Origin of the sequence: Kribbella shirazensis, from assembly GCF_011761605.1 — a bacterium.
Lineage (GTDB): Bacteria > Actinomycetota > Actinomycetes > Propionibacteriales > Kribbellaceae > Kribbella > Kribbella shirazensis.
On the sequence record NZ_JAASRO010000001.1, the window covers coordinates 309679 to 328444 of the forward strand.

24 protein-coding genes are annotated in these 18766 nt (G+C 68.9%); 14 read left to right on the plus strand and 10 right to left on the minus strand.

Features of this window, described 5'->3' with window-relative positions; all coding sequences use genetic code 11:
• Positions 1-27 precede the first annotated feature (27 nt).
• Both BJY22_RS01485 and BJY22_RS01490 read left to right on the plus strand, forming a co-directional pair.
• Complete coding sequence (locus BJY22_RS01485) at positions 28-1263, plus strand: ATP-grasp domain-containing protein (protein WP_167203379.1); 1236 nt, start codon at positions 28-30, stop codon at positions 1261-1263.
• Positions 1264-1268: 5 nt separating this feature from the next.
• The gene (locus BJY22_RS01490; protein WP_167203380.1) at positions 1269-2153 is read left to right on the plus strand and encodes an amidohydrolase family protein; all 885 of its coding nucleotides are present in this window, start codon (positions 1269-1271) and stop codon (positions 2151-2153) included.
• Here the strand turns inward: BJY22_RS01490 and BJY22_RS01495 are convergent.
• The 3 genes from BJY22_RS01495 to BJY22_RS01505 are packed head-to-tail and all read right to left on the minus strand — an operon-like array spanning position 2121 to position 4186.
• Positions 2121-2840: a cation diffusion facilitator family transporter gene (locus BJY22_RS01495; protein WP_167203381.1), complete on the minus strand. Its 720-nt coding sequence runs from the start codon at positions 2838-2840 to the stop codon at positions 2121-2123. The genes BJY22_RS01490 and BJY22_RS01495 overlap by 33 nt on opposite strands.
• A complete protein-coding gene (locus tag BJY22_RS01500) occupies positions 2837-3205 on the minus strand; it encodes an ArsR/SmtB family transcription factor (protein ID WP_167203382.1) in 369 nt (122 codons plus the stop codon). The genes BJY22_RS01495 and BJY22_RS01500 overlap by 4 nt, the downstream gene beginning before the upstream one ends.
• A gap of 9 nt (positions 3206-3214) precedes the next feature.
• Positions 3215-4186 (minus strand): TRM11 family SAM-dependent methyltransferase, encoded by a 972-nt coding sequence (locus BJY22_RS01505; RefSeq protein ID WP_238350638.1) that lies wholly within the window; start codon positions 4184-4186, stop codon positions 3215-3217.
• Between the two features lie 185 nt (positions 4187-4371).
• Between BJY22_RS01505 and BJY22_RS01510 the strand changes: the two genes are divergently transcribed.
• The 3 genes from BJY22_RS01510 (at position 4372) to BJY22_RS01520 (ending at position 7492) form a co-directional block, all read left to right on the plus strand.
• Positions 4372-4827, plus strand: a complete 456-nt coding sequence (locus BJY22_RS01510; RefSeq protein WP_167203384.1) for a GNAT family N-acetyltransferase — start codon at positions 4372-4374, stop codon at positions 4825-4827.
• Between the two features lie 29 nt (positions 4828-4856).
• Positions 4857-5573: a methyltransferase domain-containing protein gene (locus tag BJY22_RS01515; RefSeq protein WP_167203385.1), complete on the plus strand. Its 717-nt coding sequence runs from the start codon at positions 4857-4859 to the stop codon at positions 5571-5573.
• Between the two features lie 110 nt (positions 5574-5683).
• Complete coding sequence (locus BJY22_RS01520; RefSeq protein ID WP_167203386.1) at positions 5684-7492, plus strand: glycoside hydrolase family 2 protein; 1809 nt, start codon at positions 5684-5686, stop codon at positions 7490-7492.
• Here BJY22_RS01520 and BJY22_RS01525 read toward each other — a convergent pair.
• Positions 7477-8502, minus strand: a complete 1026-nt coding sequence (locus tag BJY22_RS01525; protein ID WP_167203387.1) for a YeiH family protein — start codon at positions 8500-8502, stop codon at positions 7477-7479. The genes BJY22_RS01520 and BJY22_RS01525 overlap by 16 nt on opposite strands.
• Positions 8503-8667: 165 nt before the next feature.
• Here BJY22_RS01525 and BJY22_RS01530 point away from each other — a divergent pair, with 165 nt between their 5' ends.
• Positions 8668-9453 (plus strand): UTRA domain-containing protein, encoded by a 786-nt coding sequence (locus tag BJY22_RS01530; RefSeq protein ID WP_167203388.1) that lies wholly within the window; start codon positions 8668-8670, stop codon positions 9451-9453.
• Positions 9454-9543: 90 nt separating this feature from the next.
• On the opposite strand, the gene BJY22_RS42285 is transcribed toward BJY22_RS01530, so the two are convergent.
• Positions 9544-10464, minus strand: a complete 921-nt coding sequence (locus BJY22_RS42285) for a LysR family transcriptional regulator (RefSeq protein WP_167203389.1) — start codon at positions 10462-10464, stop codon at positions 9544-9546.
• Positions 10465-10571: 107 nt separating this feature from the next.
• Between BJY22_RS42285 and BJY22_RS01540 the strand changes: the two genes are divergently transcribed.
• From BJY22_RS01540 to BJY22_RS01560, 5 genes are read left to right on the plus strand one after another with little or no spacing between them, the layout of a single operon-like run.
• Entirely contained in the window at positions 10572-11285 is a 714-nt protein-coding gene (locus tag BJY22_RS01540) for an SDR family NAD(P)-dependent oxidoreductase (RefSeq protein ID WP_167203390.1), read from the plus strand.
• A 1-nt stretch (position 11286) separates the two neighbouring features.
• On the plus strand, positions 11287-12378 hold the full coding sequence (locus BJY22_RS01545) for a YbfB/YjiJ family MFS transporter (protein ID WP_202890952.1): 1092 nt from the start codon (positions 11287-11289) through the stop codon (positions 12376-12378).
• Complete coding sequence (locus tag BJY22_RS01550) at positions 12375-12725, plus strand: SgcJ/EcaC family oxidoreductase (RefSeq protein WP_167203391.1); 351 nt, start codon at positions 12375-12377, stop codon at positions 12723-12725. Before BJY22_RS01545 ends, BJY22_RS01550 begins: the two co-directional genes overlap by 4 nt.
• Positions 12726-12738: 13 nt before the next feature.
• Complete coding sequence (locus tag BJY22_RS01555) at positions 12739-13134, plus strand: VOC family protein (RefSeq protein ID WP_167203392.1); 396 nt, start codon at positions 12739-12741, stop codon at positions 13132-13134.
• Between the two features lie 24 nt (positions 13135-13158).
• Entirely contained in the window at positions 13159-13947 is a 789-nt protein-coding gene (locus tag BJY22_RS01560; protein WP_167203393.1) for an arylamine N-acetyltransferase family protein, read from the plus strand.
• A 35-nt stretch (positions 13948-13982) separates the two neighbouring features.
• Here the strand turns inward: BJY22_RS01560 and BJY22_RS01565 are convergent, their stop codons facing one another.
• Positions 13983-14711: an SDR family oxidoreductase gene (locus BJY22_RS01565; protein WP_167203394.1), complete on the minus strand. Its 729-nt coding sequence runs from the start codon at positions 14709-14711 to the stop codon at positions 13983-13985.
• Positions 14712-14786: 75 nt separating this feature from the next.
• Here BJY22_RS01565 and BJY22_RS01570 point away from each other — a divergent pair, with 75 nt between their 5' ends.
• Complete coding sequence (locus tag BJY22_RS01570) at positions 14787-15164, plus strand: MerR family transcriptional regulator (RefSeq protein WP_167203395.1); 378 nt, start codon at positions 14787-14789, stop codon at positions 15162-15164.
• Between the two features lie 6 nt (positions 15165-15170).
• On the opposite strand, the gene BJY22_RS01575 is transcribed toward BJY22_RS01570, so the two are convergent.
• Positions 15171-15773 (minus strand): flavin reductase, encoded by a 603-nt coding sequence (locus BJY22_RS01575; protein ID WP_167203396.1) that lies wholly within the window; start codon positions 15771-15773, stop codon positions 15171-15173.
• Between the two features lie 67 nt (positions 15774-15840).
• Between BJY22_RS01575 and BJY22_RS01580 the strand changes: the two genes are divergently transcribed.
• Together BJY22_RS01580 and BJY22_RS01585 are read left to right on the plus strand one after the other, a co-directional pair.
• Positions 15841-16518, plus strand: a complete 678-nt coding sequence (locus tag BJY22_RS01580) for an ArsR/SmtB family transcription factor (protein ID WP_202890953.1) — start codon at positions 15841-15843, stop codon at positions 16516-16518.
• A gap of 63 nt (positions 16519-16581) precedes the next feature.
• Positions 16582-16821, plus strand: a complete 240-nt coding sequence (locus tag BJY22_RS01585; RefSeq protein ID WP_167203398.1) for a hypothetical protein — start codon at positions 16582-16584, stop codon at positions 16819-16821.
• 343 nt (positions 16822-17164) lie between these two features.
• On the opposite strand, the gene BJY22_RS01590 is transcribed toward BJY22_RS01585, so the two are convergent.
• Genes BJY22_RS01590 through BJY22_RS01600 form a run of 3 tightly spaced genes read right to left on the minus strand, consistent with a single transcriptional unit; the run spans position 17165 to position 18750 of the window.
• Positions 17165-17827 (minus strand): anti-sigma factor family protein, encoded by a 663-nt coding sequence (locus BJY22_RS01590; RefSeq protein WP_167203399.1) that lies wholly within the window; start codon positions 17825-17827, stop codon positions 17165-17167.
• Positions 17824-18333: a sigma-70 family RNA polymerase sigma factor gene (locus tag BJY22_RS01595; protein WP_272954807.1), complete on the minus strand. Its 510-nt coding sequence runs from the start codon at positions 18331-18333 to the stop codon at positions 17824-17826. The genes BJY22_RS01590 and BJY22_RS01595 overlap by 4 nt, the downstream gene beginning before the upstream one ends.
• Positions 18334-18372: 39 nt before the next feature.
• Positions 18373-18750 carry a DoxX family protein gene (locus tag BJY22_RS01600; RefSeq protein WP_337758011.1) on the minus strand — a complete coding sequence of 126 codons (378 nt, stop codon included), beginning with the start codon at positions 18748-18750 and terminating at the stop codon, positions 18373-18375.
• Between the last annotated feature and the right edge of the window lie 16 nt (positions 18751-18766).

The window sequence follows — 18766 nt, forward strand, 5'->3', positions numbered from 1 at the left end:
CCCTTTCCACCACCTGGAGGAGACCTCGTGGCTGATCGTTCTAGGCATTTGATCGGGTTGTTGCTGGGCGCCGAGGAGGACTGGCCGCAGGCGTTCGAGGCGTTGCTGCAGCGCGTCGGGCCCGTGACGATCGACGGCCGCGAGCACGAGTTCGGGTCCCGGCGGCTGACCATCGAGCCGTTCGACCTGAACGACCCGGTGCGGGTCGGGCTGGTGATCGACCGGCTCGCCTACTGGTACTACCACCCGCGCGAGTGGCTGAAGAAGGCCGCGCTGATGAACGGCACCTACCTGCTGAACTCGCCGTTCACGTTCCAGTCCATGGAGAAGCATTCGGCGTACTGCGCGATGCTCCGGCTCGGGCTGAAGATCCCGCGGACGGTGCTCGTGCCGTACAAGAACCCGGTCGACAACGTGCGCTGGGCCTACACGTCGGCGAAGTACAACCGGCCCTTCGACCTGGACGCGATCGCGGAGGATCTCGGGTACCCGCTGTACATGAAACCGTTCGACGGCGGCGGCTGGCGGGGCGTCTCGCGGATCAACAACAAGGTCGACCTGCACCAGGCGTACGACCAGTCCGGCGAGATGCTGATGCATCTGCAGGCCACGATCGAGTACGACGTGTTCGCGCGGGCGCTGTCGATCGGCGCCGAGACGATGGTGATGGACTTCCGGCCGGACGAGCCGATGCACAACCGGTACGCCGTCTCGCACGACTTCCTGTCCCCGTCGGCCGGCCACCAGGCGGTCGCGATCAGCCGGATCGTGAACGCGTTCTTCGGCTGGGAGTTCAACTCCTGCGAGATGCTGGTCAAGGGCGACTCGGTGCACCCGATCGACTATGCGAACGCCTGCCCGGACGTCGCGGTCACGTCGCTGCACTACTACTTCCCGTGGGCGTTGAGCGCGCTGGTGAAGTGGTCGGTCTTCTGTCTGGCGACCGGTCGGCGAACGTCCGTGGACCTGCACACGGAGCGCTACTTCGACATCGCGGACGACGAGTCGCTCGACTACGACGCGAAGCTGGAGGCGTACCTGGCCCTCGCGGACGAGTACTTCGAAACCACGAAGTACCACGAATGGTGTGCCGCTCATCTGGGTGACTTCGACCTGCGGGTCCGGGACTGGGTCGCCGGCCCCGACTTCGACCGCCTGATCCGCGCAACGGTGACCTCGACGTATCCGGCGCACGAGCACGACAAGTTCCACGCCCACTTCAAGGGCCTCACCGACCTCTGGCTGGCTGATCAGGCAGGCTAGAGGGCGTGCGTGACTCCGAAGTACCGGCGTGGTGGCAGCGGCTCGGGCTGGACGGGCTGGTGGACGTGCATGTCCATTTCCTGCCCGACCGGGTGATGAACGCGGTCTGGGCGTACTTCGACCAGGCGTCCGAGCATTACGGGACCGAGTGGCCGATCGCCTATCGGACCTCGGTCGAGGAGCGGCTGAAAACGCTGGATTCGTTGGGGGTGCGGGCGTTTCCGGCGCTGGTCTACCCGCACAAGCCCGGCATGGCCGCGTCGTTGAACGCCTGGGCGCGGGACTTCGCGGCGGTGACGCCTGGGTGTGTGGCGAGCGGGACGTTCTTTCCCGAGCCTTCAGCGGGCGGGTATGTCCGCGACGCATTGGAGTCGGGGACGCGGATCTTCAAGGTCCATGTGCAGGTCGGCGACTACGACCCCCGCTCGGGCGAGCTCGACGACGTGTGGGGGCAGTTGGCCGAGGCAGGTGTCCCGGTCGTCGTCCACTGCGGCTCCGGCCCGATCCCCGGCCGCCACACCGGTCCCGGGCCGATGGGCGAGGTCCTCCGGCGCCACCCTCGCCTCACCGCCGTCATCGCCCACCTCGGCATGCCGGAGTACGCCGAGCATCTCGCGCTCACGTCGTACCCGAACGTGCACCTGGACACGACGATGGCCCTGACACCGTTCACCGAGAAACTGATGCCGTTCCCGCGGGACCTGGTCGCCCGCCTGGCCGACCTCCAGGACCGCATCGTCCTCGGCTCGGACTTCCCCAACATCCCTTACGAGTACGCCGTCCAACTCTCGTCCCTGGAGTCCTTGTCCCTGGGCGACGACTGGCTCCGCGCCGTCTGCTGGAACAACGGCGCCCGACTACTCGGCCTTGCAGGAACCGCCGAGGGGTGAGCAGCATCCGTCGCCGCGCCACGCCTCGATGCCTTCGCGGACGGCGACGGCGGCGATGATCAGGCCGGCGATCGGGTCGGCCCAGGACCAGCCGAGGGTGGCGTTGAGGAGGAGACCGATGAGGAGGACGGCTGACAGGTAGGTACAGAGGAGGGTTTGGGTCGAGTCGGCGACTACCGCGTTGGACCCCAGGGCCTTGCCGGTACGGCGCTGAGCCCAGGACAGGAACGGCATCACGATGAGGGACGCGATGGCGAGGCCGATGCCGACCGGGGACGTGTCCGGGTCGGCGCCGGTGGCCAGCGCGCGGATCGATTCGAAGGCGACGTACGCCGCGAGGCCGAAGAAGGAGAACGCGAGCAGGCGAAGGGCTTTGCGTTCCCGGGATTCGGGCAGCGGGTGGCGGAACTGCCAGAGAATGATCAGGCCGCTCGAGACTTCCACGACCGAGTCCAGCCCGAACCCGACCAGCGCAACCGACCCTGCCACGAGACCGGCCGTGATCGCGACGACGGCCTCGATCACGTTGTAGGTCACCGATGCGGCGGCGAGCAGCTGCGCGCGCCGGCCCAGGCGCCGACGCTCGGCGGGGTCGACAACCCACGCAGACCCGATCCCCAGCCCCCCACCGACGGGACCGAGCTGCAGCGGTTCTCCGGTGGAGCCGTGCTGGTGTGGTTCGGTCATGCTTCGGCGCCTGGCGTCGCGTCGAGGCCGAAGTTCGGGCAGAGGGCGACGGCGTCGCCCGTCAGGCCGAGGAGGCGTTCGGCCGCGGACAGAAGCTCCATCGTGGCCTCGGGATGGGCGAGGCTGAACACCGAGGCCCGGCCTTGCGGACGAGACTCGACCAGACCACAGTCCCGCAGGCACGCCAGATGCTTCGACACCGTCGACTGCGCGAGCCCAAGGTGCTCCGTCAGGTCAACGACCCGGTGCTCCCCCAACGCCAGATGCCGCACGATCGCCAACCGCGACGCGTCACTGAACCCATGAAACAAACACCCGGCAACCGCCAATCCAGCCGCCTCATCAACCATCTGACTCATCGCCATTCAGCGATGTTATCGCGCATGAGCGCTCCTGGCCAGACGAGTGAGGACATAAGCCGTCGGCGTAGCGCCGTTGTACCTGAGCAGCCGCTCCCGCACGACCTTGAGCCCCCGCTGCCGCTCCAGCACTCCCCGAAGCAGCCGCTTGTCCTCGGTCAGCACCACCGCCCGCCCGTCGGGCGCAAGCACCCGTTCGATCTCCCGCAGTACGTCGGGATACAGGCCGTGATTGCCCCGATGGCTCCCGACCTGCTTCCCGAACGGAAGATTCGTCACCACCCGATCCACACTCCCAGGCCGAAGCGGCAGCGCCCCCGCCTCTGCCCGCACAAGCCCGAGTGCCCCGGGGAGCTCGAGGTTGCGGGCGGCGAGGGTCAGCGCGTGGAGATCGTGATCCGTCCCAAGGACTCGAGCAGTGGATTCACGGCGGCGTACCGACAGCAGGATGGTGCCCGTACCGCAGAACGGATCGAGCACCCGCTGCCCCGCCCGGAGCTTCGCCAGCCGCACCAACACGTCGGCGACAATCACGTTTGTTGACCACGGCAACCGTTCGAGCCGGCCGAACCGCCGCGCCCAGGTCAGCGGACCGAACTGCACCACCCACCCGCCCGCCGACCGCTCGAGATTGACGTCCCAGTCCGCCGGGCGATTGACCCAACCGTGGCGTTGCTCGACCGTCGCGATCGTCGCCTGCCGCCGTACCGGATCGCGGTCGCCGACCCGGAACTTGATCGGGTGTTCGAGAGTGCTGAGTACGCCGACCCGCAGCGACCGCTCGAGATCTCGCACTGCGACCGTCGAATACAAAGCGCAGGCCGCGAGCTGATCGAGCGGCCCGTCGACGATGCACTCCACGATGTCGGGCGCTGTCCGGCGCACGGAATGCACGGACGACAAGCCCCGCAACTCCTCGGCGAGAAGATCCGCGGCGCCGTGGACGGTACTCAGGACAAGGTGATCGGTGATGCAGGGCATGACCATGCCGGACAAGGAGGCTCCTGAAGGATCGCGGTCGACAGAAAAGTCGAAGCGCGGCGCAGGCACGCCAAACCAGACCGACTCCCACCGGAGCCCGCCACGACATACCTACACCTTCAGAAACGCTGCATCAGGCAGCACCTTAGGGCGTCCCGCCGCCCTACCGCGCCTGCTTTTACGATGCGGAGGTGGAGCACATCGTGGAGGAGCGGTCGGCAGGGGACGCGGAACTGGCCCAGTTGCTGGAGGCCGCGTTTGCGGAGTTGGTCGGGCGGTACGGCGCGGAGGGCCGGTCGCAGGTCAAGGACAGGGCCCGGTACTTCGTCGTACTCGATGAGGAGCGGCGTGCGGTCGGGTGTGGCGCCGTACAGGTGTTCGGACCGGAGACCGAACATCCTGGTGATGGCGAGGTCAAGCGGATGTACGTCGTCCCGCCGGCGCGCGGGCGCGGGTATGCGCGGGCATTGCTCGCCGCACTGGAAGGCGCGGCGCGTTCGGCTGGCCATCCGGCGCTTCGGCTGTCGACCGGAGAGCTGCAGCCGGAGGCCATCGCGTTGTACGAGTCGTGCGGCTATGTGCGCGCCACACCGTGGGGCAAGTACGTCGACCAGCCAGCGGTACGCTGTTACGCGAAAAGCCTTTGAAAACAAGGCGATTCCGGTAGAATCACCTAGTGACAGGAACCCGGATTTTCACGGTTGATCAGCTGCTGGATGTGCTGGATCAGGTGGTGAGTGCAAGCGGTCGTGGCGACCGCGCTCGGGCCTCCGCCGCGGAGTACTGGACTGGGTTGCTGACGACCCCCGGGCATCCGCTCGCCACCCAGCTGCCGGACGAGCCGCTGGTGGACTGGCACGAGCGCGCGCTGCTCGGACAGCTCGCGGGGGCGCGGGTTCTCGATGTCGGTTGTGGCGGGGCGCGCAACACCCGGTGGTTCGCCGAGCAGGGCGCGACGGTCGACGGCATCGACCTCGCCGGCGACCTGCTCGACCGGCTCCGGCCGGCCATGCCGGACACGGTGACGTTGACGACGCTCGACGTACTGCGGGATCCGCTGCCGGACCGTGAGTACGACGTGGTGTACGACTCGGGCTGCTTCCACCACATCGCGCCGCACCGCCGGATCACCTACCTCGAGCGGGTCCTCCCGCTGGTGCGGCCCGGCGGGCGGTTCGGGATCGTGACGTTCGCGGCCGAGCGGATGGAGACGCCGAGCGACCTCGACGTCGTCACCACCGGCGACACGTACGGCGGCATGACGTTCTCCCTCGACGACCTCCGAGCGATCTTCGGCGCCCTCTCCCCGGTCGACCTCCGCGGCGTCCGCGCAGACCGCGACAACACCTTCGCCCCCGACTTCCTCAACGCCGCCCTCTTCACCGCCGCCTGAACCACCGGCACCCCGCTGGGCAACCGGAGCCGGCCAAAGCCATTGCCCTGCTTGTTCCAACGTTGTAATGTGCTGCTGCCCCGACACCGACCAGCATCACGGGAGAGTTCATGTCGCAGCCTCGTGCGGAGTATCCGCGCCCGCAGTTCGTCCGGCCCGAGTGGGTGAACCTGAACGGCGAGTGGCAGTTCGAGATCGACCGGTCGGATTCCGGGCTGGAGCGCGGCCTGCGCGAGCGCGAGCTGGCGCAGCGGATCGTCGTACCGTTCGCGCCGGAGTCCGAGTTGTCCGGGATCGAGGACGTCGACTTCCTGGAGGCGGTCTGGTACCGCACCACGGTCACGATCCCCGCCGACTGGGACGGCAAGGACGCGGTCCTGCACTTCCAGGCCGTCGACCACGACGCCACTGTCTGGGTGAACGGCGAGGAGGTCGTCCGGCACCGCGGCGGGTTCACCCCGTTCAGCGCGAACCTGCGCCACGTCGCGAGGCCCGGCGAGGAGGCGACGATCGTCGTCCGCGCGCGCGACCCGCACAAGGGTCCGCAGGCACGCGGCAAGCAGAGCCAGCTGTACTTCAACCACGCCTGCCTCTACACCCGCACTACCGGCATCTGGCAGACCGTCTGGCTCGAAGCGGTACCCACGGTGCACCTGAAGCGCCCGCGGATCACGCCGGACGTGGCGGGCTCGGCGTTCCACCTCGAAGTACCAGTCTCCGCGAACAAGGCCGGCTACAAGATCAGGGCCGTCCTGAAGGACGCCGACGGTGAGGTGACCACCGCCGAGGTCCGCGCCGACCTCGACCTCGCCCCGCGGCTGACGCTGCAGGTCCCGGCCGAGCGCGTCCGCCTCTGGGACACCACGGATCCGCACCTGTACGACGTACGTCTCGAGCTGATCGATGCCGACGGCAACGTCGTCGACGGCGCCGACTCGTACGCCGGCCTGCGGTCGGTGTCGATCAACGGCAAGGCGATCCTGATCAACGGCAAGCACGTGTTCCAGCGGCTCGTCCTCGACCAGGGGTACTGGCCGGAGAGCCTGATGACGGCGCCGTCCGAGGAGGCGCTGGTCCGCGACATCGAGCTCGGCCTGGCGGCCGGGTTCAACGGCGCGCGCCTGCACCAGAAGGTTTTCGAGGAGCGGTTCCTGTACCACGCGGACCGGCTCGGCTACCTCGTCTGGGGCGAGTTCGGCGACTGGGGTTCGGGCGTCGGCAACACCGACTCGGACAACCAGCAGCCCACGGCGTCGTTCGTCACCCAGTGGCTCGAGGCGGTCGAGCGCGACTACAGCCACCCGAGCATCGTCGGCTGGTGCCCGCTGAACGAGACGCACCAGCTCCTGCACGACCGGATCACGCAGCTCGACGACGTCACCCGCGCGATGTTCCTGGCCACCAAGGCCGCGGACACCAGCCGTCCGGTGCTGGACGCCTCGGGCTACAGCCACCGCGTGCCGGAGACCGACGTCTGGGACTCGCACAACTACGAGCAGGACCCGGCCGAGTTCGCGAAGCAGATGGCGGATCTCGTCAACGACAAGCCGTACGGCAACACCGGCGGCCCCGAGGGCAAGCCGATCTCGCTGGCGTACGACGGTCAGCCGTACTTCTGCAGCGAGTTCGGCGGCATCTGGTGGAACGCGGAGGCCGCGGCCGCCGGTAAGGACGGGCGCAGCGCCGACTCCTGGGGTTACGGCCAGCGGGTCGCGGACGAGGAGGAGTTCTACACGCGCTTCGCCGGGCTTGTCGACGCCCTGCTCGACAACGAGTTGATGTTCGGCTACTGCTACACGCAGCTCACCGACGTCTTCCAGGAAGAGAACGGCGTCTACAACTTCGACCGCAGCAACAAGCTCGACGTACCCCGCATCAAGGCGATCCAGGAACGCCAGGCCGCCTACGAGAAGGACTGAATCCCGAGGCTGCCGGCAGCGACCAGGACCCAGAGGATGGCTCCGAGGAGGAGTGGTCTGGGTCCTGCGTCGCGCAGCTCGCGCGGACGCAGGGACAGTCCGATCGCGGCGAGGGCCGCGGTGATCAAGGTGCTGCCGACGATCGTGAGCGTCGGTAGCCACGACTCGGGTACGGCGCCCGCGGAACGCAGGCCCGCCGCGGCGATGAACCCGATCAGGAACAGCGGGACGAGCTTGCGCCACGGCAACGGCCCGCGGATCGACGCCGTCGCGCCCTCGTACGACCCCTCGCCCACGGCGTCGAGCGCCCGAGCGGCACGGGTCTCGCGACGGATCTTCAGTGCGGCCAGCGTCAGCACGATCGGGATGAGCGTCAGCGACCGGGTGAGCTTCACGACGATCGCCTGATCGCCGGCCGACTGGCTGTACGCGTACCCGGCAGCGACCACGGAGGACGTGTCGTTGATCGCCGTACCCGCCCACAACCCGAAGGCCTCGGGGCTCATGCCGAGCAGATGCCCGAGCGGCGGGAACGTCAGCACTGCCACGATGTTGAACGTGAAGATCGTCGCGAGCGCGTAGGCGACCGACGAGCGCTTGGCGCCGATCGCGGCGGTCGCGGCCGCGATCGCGGAACCGCCGCAGATCGCCGTACCCACACCGATCAGGGTCTGGGTGTCGCCGCGTACGCCGAGCAGGCGGCCGAAGATCCACGCGCCGCCGAGCGCGAGCGCGAGCGTACCGAGCATGACCGGCAGCGACGAGACCCCCACCCGCGCGACCTGCTGCAGCGACAAACCGGTGCCGAGGACGACGATCGACAGCTGCAGCAACGTCTTCGACGCGAAGTCGTACCCCGGGCGCCAGCCATCGGACCGCAGTACCGGGATCAGGCTGCCCGCGAGCACGCCGAGCACGATGCCGAAAACCGGTCCGCCGACGAGCGGCACGAGACGCCCGAGCGGCACGGCCGCGGCCGTGATGACCAGCACGATCGCCAGCCCGCGCATCCGCCGGACGGCAGCCCCGAGGCGATGGACGGCACGAGGGGCGGCGTGGTGTGTGTCAGGTGCCCTAACCTCGAGCTGCACCACTAGCCGGTTCCCTCCTGCAAGAAATGTACGTACATTCACGGTAGGAGATGACCGGACATTTGGCAACCCTGGAGGAACTGGGTGAACGTGCGCAGGCTCGACCGGGCCGGTGGAGGACCGCTGTGGAAGCAGTTGCAGTCGGACCTGGTACGGCGGCTGCGGTCCGGCGAGTTCGACAACGCGTTCCCGGGTGAGCTCGCGCTGGTCGAGGAGTACGCGGTCAGCCGGCACACCGTTCGCCAGGCGCTCGCGCAACTGCGCACCGACGGCCTGATCATCGCGGAGCGCGGCCGCCAGCCAAGGGTCGCGACAGCACCCGAGATCCGGCAGCCGATGGGTGCGCTCTACAGCCTGTTCTCGTCGGTCGAGGAGGCGGGACTCGCCCAGCGCAGCGTCGTACGGACCCTCGACGTCCGCGCCGACGGTGTGGTCGCGGCCCGGCTCGACCTCGAGGCGTCGATCCCGCTGCTGTACCTGGAGCGGCTGCGGTACGCCGGCGACGAGCCGCTCGCCCTCGACCGCGTCTGGCTCCCCGCCACACTCGCCGAGCCGCTACTGGGTGCGGACTTCACCCACACCAGCCTCTACAACGAGCTGGCCGAACGCACCGGCATCACCCTCGACCACGGGCGCGAGGACATCCGCGCCGTCGTACCCACGCCGGCCGAACGCACCCTCCTGCACTGCCCGCCCGAGGCCGCCGCGTTCTCGATCATCCGTCAGGGCAGCTCCCAGAACCGCCCCGTCGAGTGGCGCCACACCCTGGTCCGCGGCGACCGCTTCGGCCTGTCCGCCGAGTTCTCGGCGCACACCGGCTACCGCCTCACACCCTCACCGAACACCACCGCCCTGACGCAGGCGTGGTAGCCGGATGCCCAGGCCATCACAATCGCGCTCATCGGGTCGGCTCCCGCGGGCCCGGACGCGGAGCCGCGGATTGTGATGGCGTGGGCGTCGTCAGGCGCCGAGCTCCGCACGGAACGGGTCGTCGGCCGGCAGCCAGCACGCGTTCGGATCGAACTCGACCTTCACGTCCCGCGTCAGCGCGTCGACGGTCGCGAGTACGGCGGGGCGCGTCTCGTCCTGTCGTGACACCAGCGCCCACGTCCACACCGGGATCGGATCGACGACCGGCCGGCGGACGAAGTCCCGCGGCAGCGGCGTCGCGTCCCGCTTCGGCGAACTGACGACCGGCACGCCCAGGCGCCGTACGTGATCGAAGAACGCGGGCCCGGTGATCCCGTGGTCCTCGATCCGCGTGACCGCCGCGCCGGTCGCGCGGGCGAACTCCACCGCGTAGATGTTCCACGACGCCCAGGCCTCGGTGTCGGCGTCGGCCAGCACGACCGTGTCCCGCGCCCGCACCGGCCCGGCGCCGCCGATGGAGACCGCGAACAAGCGATCCGCGCCCAGCAACGCACCGGACAGCTCGCGCTCTGCCAGGTCGGTCGCGCGCACCCAGGAGATCGCCAGGTCGATGCTCCCGTCCGCGACCCGCGCGGCCTGTGTGTGCGACGGCATCACCCAGGCGTCCACGAGCAGTTGCGCGATCCCGGACACCCGCTCGGCCAGGTCCGCCGGCCGCCAGCTGACGTACCCCAGCCGCACCGGTTCGTTCGCCGCGAACCCCCGAGCGGTACGGCGTAACGCGTCGGCCTGCTCGAGCAACGCCCGCGTCTGCGGCAGCAGCGTCTCCCCGAACGCGGTCAGCCGGACCGTCCGCCGATCGCGTTCGAACAGCCGCACCCCGAGGTCCCGCTCGAGCGACTTGATCTGCTGCGACAGGGACGGGCCCGCGATGTGCAACCGGGCCGCGGCCCGGCCGAAGTTCAGTTCCTCGGCGACCGCCACGAAGTACCGCAACTGTCGCAGCTCCACACCCGCAGCGTAGTAGGCCGAGCCTCCCAGCTGGGAGCGAACCGGTCGTGGAAAAGCACCCATGATTCGACAACTCTCGAAGTACATCACCTCGAGAAAGGCGAACCATGAACCACCACCGCAAGGTAGCCGTGATCACCGGAGCCTCCCAGGGCATCGGCGCCGGGCTCGTCACGGCGTACCGCAAGCTCGGCTACGCCGTCGTCGCGAACTCGCGGACGATCACGCGCTCCGACGACCCCGAAGTGCTCGCCGTACCCGGCGATCTGTCCGAGCCCGGCGTCGGCGCCCGGGTGGTCGAGCAGGGCCTCGACACGTTCGGCCGGATCGACACCCTCGTCAACAACGCGGGCGTCTTCGTCGCGAAGCCGTTCACCGAGTACACCGACGAGGAGTACGAGCAGGTCGTCGCCCTCAACCTGCGCGGCTTCTTCGACACGACCCGACGGGCGATCGCGGCGATGCTCGAGAACCCCGACGGCGGCCACGTCGTCAGCATCACCACGACGTTCGCCGACCGCGGCTTCAGCAGTGTTCCGGCAGCCCTGGCCGCGCTGACCAAGGGCGGCCTGAACTCCGCCACGAAGTCGCTGGCCACCGAGTACGCGACCCGCAACATCCGCGTCAACGCGGTCTCGCCGGGCGTGATCCGGACGTCGATGCACCCCGAGGAGACGCACGAGTTCCTCGCGGCCCTGCACCCGGTCGGCCGGCTCGGCGAGATCGACGAGATCGTCGACGCGGTCACGTACCTGGAAGGCGCGAAGTTCGTCACCGGCGAGATCCTGCACGTCGACGGCGGCCAGCAGGCGGGCCACTGACATGCAGCAATGGCGCCTGGCGGGTCAGGGTGCGGCGGCATTGGCCGGTGGGATGGGGATCGGCCGGTTCGCGTACACGCCGATCCTGCCGATGATGCACACCCAGGCGGGCCTGTCACCGCGGCTCGGCGCAGCGCTCGCGACCGCCAACTACACCGGCTACCTCGCCGGTGCGTTGGCGGCGGTCCTCGCACCGCGACTGCTGCACTCCCGCTGGGCGCTCCGGCTGTCACTTGTGGTGCTGGCCGCGACTCTCGCGCTGATGCCGCTGGGCCACAGCGGCCTGCTCTGGCTCGGTCTGCGCCTGGTCGCGGGGATCGCGAGCGCACTGGTGTTCGTGATCGCGGTGAGCGCCGTACTCCCCCGGCTGCACAGCCACCACGTCGGCTGGGCCTTCGGCGGCGTCGGCGCAGGCATCGCACTGTCAGGCGTGGTCGTGGTCGGCGACAGTTGGCGTACGGCGTGGTGGATCGCAGCTGCCCTCACCGTCGCCTGCACGATCCCGGCGTGGCACCTCACCGGATCACCGTCGCCGGCTGCTGATCGCGGGAGTCGGTCACGCCACTTCACCGCCCTCCTCACCAGCTACACCTTGGAAGGCATCGGCTACATCATCGCGGGCACGTTTCTCGTTGCCGCGATCAACGAAACGGCGTCGGGACCGGTCGGCAACAGCGCGTGGATAGTCGTCGGCCTGGCCGCCGCACCGTCCACAGCACTCTGGGCCCGCCTCGCCCGCCACTGGCCGCGGCCGACTCTCCTCCTGGCCGCGTTGGTCCTCCAGGCGGCCGGTATCGCACTACCGACGATCGTCCATGGCGTCGCCGCGGCACTGATCTCCGCCGCGCTCTTCGGAGCAACGTTCCTCGGCGTCGCGAACCTCGCGATCGCGATCGGCACCGAACTCCGCGTGCCGCACGCGGTCGCCATCCTCACCACCGGCTACAGCCTCGGCCAGATCGCCGGGCCGCTGGCGGTCGGACCCCTGCTGCACAACGGATACCAGCAAGCACTTCTGGTCAGCGCGGGCGTCGTGGCCCTCGCCGCGGTTGCCGCGCTGCTGATCCAGCATCCCTCAAGGAGACTCGCATGAACGACATCCTCACCGACATCCTGAACCAGTGGAAGTCGGGTATCGACGACCACGATCCCCAACGCGTCGCAGCCCTCTTCACGAAGGACGCGATCTTCCAGGGGCTGCAGCCGTACGGCGTCGGGCGTGACGCCGTCGCCGAGTACTACGACGGACAGCCGCTCGGACTGTCTCCGCAGTACCAACTCCTGGAGACCCGCGACCTGGCCGACGACCTGATCCTCGGGTACCTGACAGTCGACTTCACCTTCACCGACCGGCCCACCCTCACAGTCAATCTGAGCGTGCTGCTCCGCCGCACCGAAGAAGGCTGGCTGATCGCGCACTACCAGGTCTCGCGGTTGTAGAGATACTGGCCGCATGGGTGTCAAAGAGTTGCGGCTGGTTGTGACAGTGGACGACTACGACGAGGCGGTGGCGTTCTACCGGGACGTGCTCGGACTGCCGGAGCGGGAGTCGTACTCGTCGGAGGACGGTCGCGTGACGATCCTCGAGGTCGAGCGGGCGACACTGGAGCTCGCCGACCAGGGGCAGGCCGAGTTCATCGACGCGGTCGAGGTCGGGCGGCGGGTGGCAGGGAAGTACCGGGTGGCGTTCGAGGTCGACGACGCGACGGCGACGACGCAGCGGTTGGCCGACGCCGGCGCGACGGTGGTCGCCGAGCCGACCCGGACGCCGTGGAACTCGCTGAACGCCCGCCTCGAGACGCCCGGCGGGATCCAGCTCACGTTGTTCACCGAGCTTGACTTCAAGTGAACTGGAACTGTTGAGGTAGCCGTCATGTGGAACATCGAGAGCCTCGACCTGGACGCCTACCTCACCCGGATCGGCCACGACCGCGTGGCACCGTCCGCCGACGCGTTGCGCAGCCTGCATCGCGCGCACGTGCTCGCGATCCCGTTCGAGAACATCGACGTGGTCCTCGGTACGCACCCCGGGATTGCTCTGGACGCGATTCAGGCCAAGCTGGTCAGGCGGCAGCGGGGCGGGTACTGCTACGAGCACGCGCTGCTGTTCGGTGCCGCACTGGAGCAGCTCGGGTTCGACGTCGTACGGCGGGTTGCCCGGGTCCAACCGCACAAGTCCGGGCCGCGGACGCATGCACTGCTCAAGGTGGGTGTCGACGGGCAGGAGTTCCTGGCGGACGTGGGTTTCGGCGCCGGTCAGCTCTACCCGACCCCACTCAAGGACGGAGCCGTCGTCGACCAGGCCGGCTGGGATCACCGCCTCACGCTCGACGGTGACCTCTGGACCCTGTCGAAGAAGACCGCCGACGGCTGGGACCCTCAGCATGCCTCCAACGACGAACCGGTCCGCCCGATCGACTACGAGGTCTACCACCACTACGTCTCCACCCACCCGAACTCCCCGTTCACCGGCCGCCCCGTCGTGATGCGCGTCGCCGACGGCGTCGTACGACGGCTGGTCGGCGACACTCTCACCGTCGAACACGCCGACGGGAAGACGACGGAACGCCACGTCCCCGCCCAGGACCTCCCCGACGTACTGGCATCCCTCGACGTCCATCTCAACGACGAGGAACTCGACCGCCTGCGTCAGATGTCGTGACTTCTCGACCGATCGAGCCGGCGGGACCGAGGGGCTCAGGCCGCAGTCAGGGCCGCCAGGGCGCGGTCCATCGCGGTGTTGAACTCTTCCGGCGTCAGCGGTAGCCGGGACTTGACGTCCCGGCTCCACTGGTCGGCGAGGACCTCGGCGGAACCTGCCTCGACACCGTCGAGCGCCGCGTCCGCCAGGTCCGAGGGCGCGAGCTTGTCGACGGGCCAGCCCGCGGACATGTCGGTGTCGGCGAGGCCGAGGTGCACCGCCGTCACGAGCGTCCCCTGCTCGGCGAGCTCCAGACGGACGCCGTTCGTCATGGCCCACGCGGCGGCCTTGGTCAGGTGGTAGGCGTTGGCGCCCTTCACCCCGAACCACGACATCGCCGAGAGGACGTTCACGATCGCACCTCCGCCGTTCCTGGCGAGCGCCGGTGCGAACTCCCGGATCATTCCCAGGTGGCCGAACACGTTGGTCTCCAGTTCGTGCCGCACCGCATCCAGCGAACCGGTCACCAGATCGGTCCCCGTCTGGATGCCCGCGTTGTTGACCAGCAACGAGACGTCAGGGGCGAGGGCCGCGGCGGCCTTCACCGACGCCGCATCGGCGATGTCGAGGGGCAGCACCTCGACCCCGGGCAGGTCCACGGTCTCCGGCCGGCGGGCCGTCGCGTAGACCTTGCGCGCACCCCGCTCGAGCAGGCGCTGGGCGAAGGCGCGGCCGAGGCCGCGGTTGGCTCCGGTGACAAGGGCAACTGAGTTGGTGATGTCCATAGCCGGTACGCTAAAACCTGACGTTGACGTCAGAGGCAAGTGTTGACCGCCGGGATCGGAGTGAGAGGAGTCGCGTTGTCCGTCACGAAGACCCCGGCCGAGCAGCTGGTCCGCATCGGCGAGGTGGCGCGAGGCGCCGGCGTCTCTGTGCGTGCTGTGCGCTACTACGAGCAGCAGGGCCTGCTCACCGCGGAGCGCAGCCCGTCCAGCCAGCGCCTCTACCGGCAGGACGCCGTCACGCTGGTGCGCTTCATCCAGCAGATGTACGCCGCCGGCCTGACCAGCCGAAGGATCGCGGAACTCCTTCCGTGCTGGGACTCCGGGCACACCGACGCCGAGCAGCGAGCCATGCTGCGCGCCGAGCGCGACCGCATCCAGGCCAAGGTCGACGACCTCCAAGCCGCTCTCGACCGCCTCGACGAGGTCATCACCATCACCGACACCCACCCGTAAGCCCGTCTACCTGGGCGTCTCGGTGCGGAAGGACTCGCCCAACTCGGTTCCTGTTCCGAAGTAGTGGCGGAAGTTGTAGATCAACGGGGACCACACGGCGGGGTCGACATGGGAGGTGCCGGGTACGACGACGTGCTCGGCGGCGTGGACTCGGAGTACCCGGGCCTGGACGATCAAGAAGTTGCCTTTGGCATCTAAATCTGCCTGGACGACAGTTGCCTCGAACTGCAGTGGGCATTCGGCGACGCGCGGCGGTGCGACGAGTTCGGAGGCGACCGGGGTCAGGCCCGCCGCGGCGAACTTCTCGCGTTCGTGGCGGAAACGGGCTTGCTTGTGCACAGGGACCGGGTCGGCGGCCGTCAGCGGGGCAAGGCGTTCGACCGACTGCCAGAGGTCGGGCGACGGATAGTTGATCACCACCTCCGGGTGGGCGAGCAGATTGGTGGCCGTTTGCCCGGAGGCGCCGAGGCCCAGGACCACCACGTCGTCCAAGGCCCACGCGGACGACATCGGGGCGAGGTTGGCGGTGCCGTCGTCGTTCACGGTGCTGAGCAGGGCTACCGGCGTACCGACGTACAGGATGGAAGGTTCGATCGTCAGGTGGCTCACGAAGACCGACGTTAGGTACGGGATTGTTCGGCGGCGGCCTCACCGTGCGGGCGGCATGATGGGTGGTATGACTGTCGAGGGTGCGGAGCTGGCCGGCTGGGCGCGGATGCTCGCGGACGGGACCCGGGCGACGGTGTGTCTGGCGTTGCTCGACGGGCGGGCGTGGACGGCGACGGAGCTGGCCAGGCTGGCGAAAGTGTCGCGGCCGACGATCAGCGAGCATCTCAACCTGCTGGTCGACGGCGGGCTGCTGACCGAGGTACGGCAGGGCCGGCACCGGTACGTGAAGCTGGCCGGACCGGACACGGCCGAACTGCTCGAAGGGCTTGCCGCGCTGGCGCCGCGACGTACCGAAGTGGCGAACAGCCTGTCGGCCGTCAGCAAGCGGGACGCGTTCGCACGGGCCCGCACCTGTTACGACCACCTGGCCGGCAAGCTCGGCGTCGCGCTCGCCGACGCGATGACCGAACGCGGCCTGATCGACTGGTCCGACGGGATCGCCCTGACGCCGGAAGGCCAAGCCTGGCTGGAAGATCTCGGCATCGAGCTCCCGGTACGGCGGGGTCGCCCGGCGGTCCGTTCGTGTCTGGACGTGACCGAGCGCCGCCCGCATCTGGCCGGCGCGGTCGGCGCCGCGCTCTGCTCGCACGCGTTCCGGAAGGGCTGGGTCACGCACATACCAGGCGGCCGTGCCCTGAAGGTGAACGACGCGGTACAAGCATTCGGACTGTCGTCCGGACTCTGAGAAGAGCCTGGGGGAACACGCCTTCAAGAGGCGCCGCGCGCGGTTTGGCCCTAGCCTTCGGCCATGACCGAGTTCGAGCCCGGCACCGAGCTGGTGTCCCGTCTCCCTCTGCCCAGTCATGTCGTCGTCCACGCGGACGGCAAATGGCGTCGCGGCTGGCTGATCGGCCGCGACCACGAGGAGTCGGGATGGACCGCTTTGGTGCAGTACGAGGGCGACGACGGCAACGAGCGGACGGAACGCCTCCCGGCGGAACGCATCGCTCTGCCGACGTCGGAAGGCCCGACCGAGCAAGCGTCCTAGGGAGGGTACGCAGCGCGAAGGCCCCCGGGTGAGCATCACCGGGGGCCCTCGTGCGTAACGCTGCCTGGCGCCTCATGAGCATCGAGAATCCCGGCCCAGGCCCTTCGGGCGGACGACCTGGGACGGGATCCTCAGTGGCGTTACACACGGTGTATCGGTAGTGACGGGCCGAGTGTTACAGATTCACCCGATTCTTCTTCTCAGCCGCATCACGACTCAGCCGAATCACAGCGTGCTGCGACCCCGGTGCACGTCCCTGAACACCGGGGCCTGGGGCGGCGGCCTCTCGAGCGACCGCCGACCTTTCCTTCCAGGTGCCCCGACGCACGCGGCGCATTCCCGTTCAGAAGCGAACGGCGAGCAGGACGCGACCGGTTTCCGAACTGCGGATGTCCAGCGCCTTGATCTCGTGGCGCTTCAGCTTCGTGGTCGCGGCCGGCTTCACGGTCGTCCCGGGGGCGGAGGTCCAGCTCGCGATCAGCTCGACCTTCCCGGACGTGTCGGTGACGTACAGCTCGTAGCCCCGGGCGCGTTCGCTCGGCGTCGCGAGTTCGTCGTACCGGCAGCTGATCTCGATCGTCGTACCCCAGGGCTCCGGCACCAGCCGGGCGTCGGCGGAGAGCTTGCTGGATACGGTCTGGGCCAGTACGACGTAATCGCCCTTCGGCTCGTCGCGGGTCAGCGGGACCACGACCAATGCGCCGATGACGGCCGCCGCGATCCCGATCGCGGTGGCCAGCGCACCGAACCGGATCCGCTGCCGGCGCCGGTCCCGCTGGACGCTGCGGACCAGCCCGGGCAGCAGATTCGGCGCCTCGGCGGTGACGGTGGCCAGCGCCCGCTCGGCCGGCATCGCGGCCAGCATCCCCGGTACGCCGGCCAGGGACCCGACGGCGGCCGAGCACTCGGCACAGGTGTGCAGGTGCTCCTCGTACACGTGCCGGTCCTTGGCCGACAACGCGCCGAGGAGGTAGGCCGCGTCCCACTCCCGGTACGGGTCACTCAATGGTTCGTCACCCCCTTCTCCTGCAGCGCGAGCTTCAGCGCCCGCAGCCCGTAGTGCAGCCGCGACTTCACGGTGCCCGACGGGATGTCCAGTTCCTCGGCGATGTCACTGACCGTACGACGCCCGTAGTACGCGCGAACGATCACCTGCCGATGTTCCTCCGACAACTGTGCCAGTGACTCCGCGACCAGCCATGCGTCGAGTACTGCGTTCGCGTGGTCGGCGCTCGGATTCTCCGGGAGGTCGTCGCTGGCGATCTCCCGGCTGACCCGGGCACTGCGCCGGTCGTCGATGACAAGGTTGCGCGCCACCGTGAACAGCCAGGCCCGGGCGCCCGGTTCGTCCTCGGCCAGGATGTTCGGCCGGCGCCACGCCCGCAGCAGGGTCTCCTGGACGACATCCTCGGCCAGCCGCTCGTCGCCGGTCAGCCGGACGACGAACCGCCACAGCGCAGGAGCGTGCACGTCGTGCAGCTCACGCAGCAGCATCGCCCGGTCGTCGGCCATCGGCGCTCCTGCTCTGTGGGGCATGGGGTCTGACATCGGTCACTCGGTCGCTACGGTTGCCTGCTGCGCTCGCGCCGCCCGCTCCAGTGCCCAGGCGCCGTTGCCCAGGAAAGCGATCAGCAGGAAGGCGAAACAGAACAGTGCCGCCTTCTCGCCACCATTCTGCACAGGCAGCAAAGCACCTGCCTGGTGCACAGTGAAGTACGCGTAGGCCATCGATCCCGAGCACAGCAGCGCGGCGTACCGGGTGCCGAGCCCGATCATCACCAGCGCGCCGCCGACGGTCTGGATCAACGACGCCCACCAGGACGGCCAGACGAACAGGCCGACCTTGTCGGTTCCCAGTACGCCGAACAGCGCCGCCGCGCCGTGGGTGGCGAACAAGAACCCGACGACGATCCGGAAAACGCCGGTCACTTCTTTCTGAAAACGT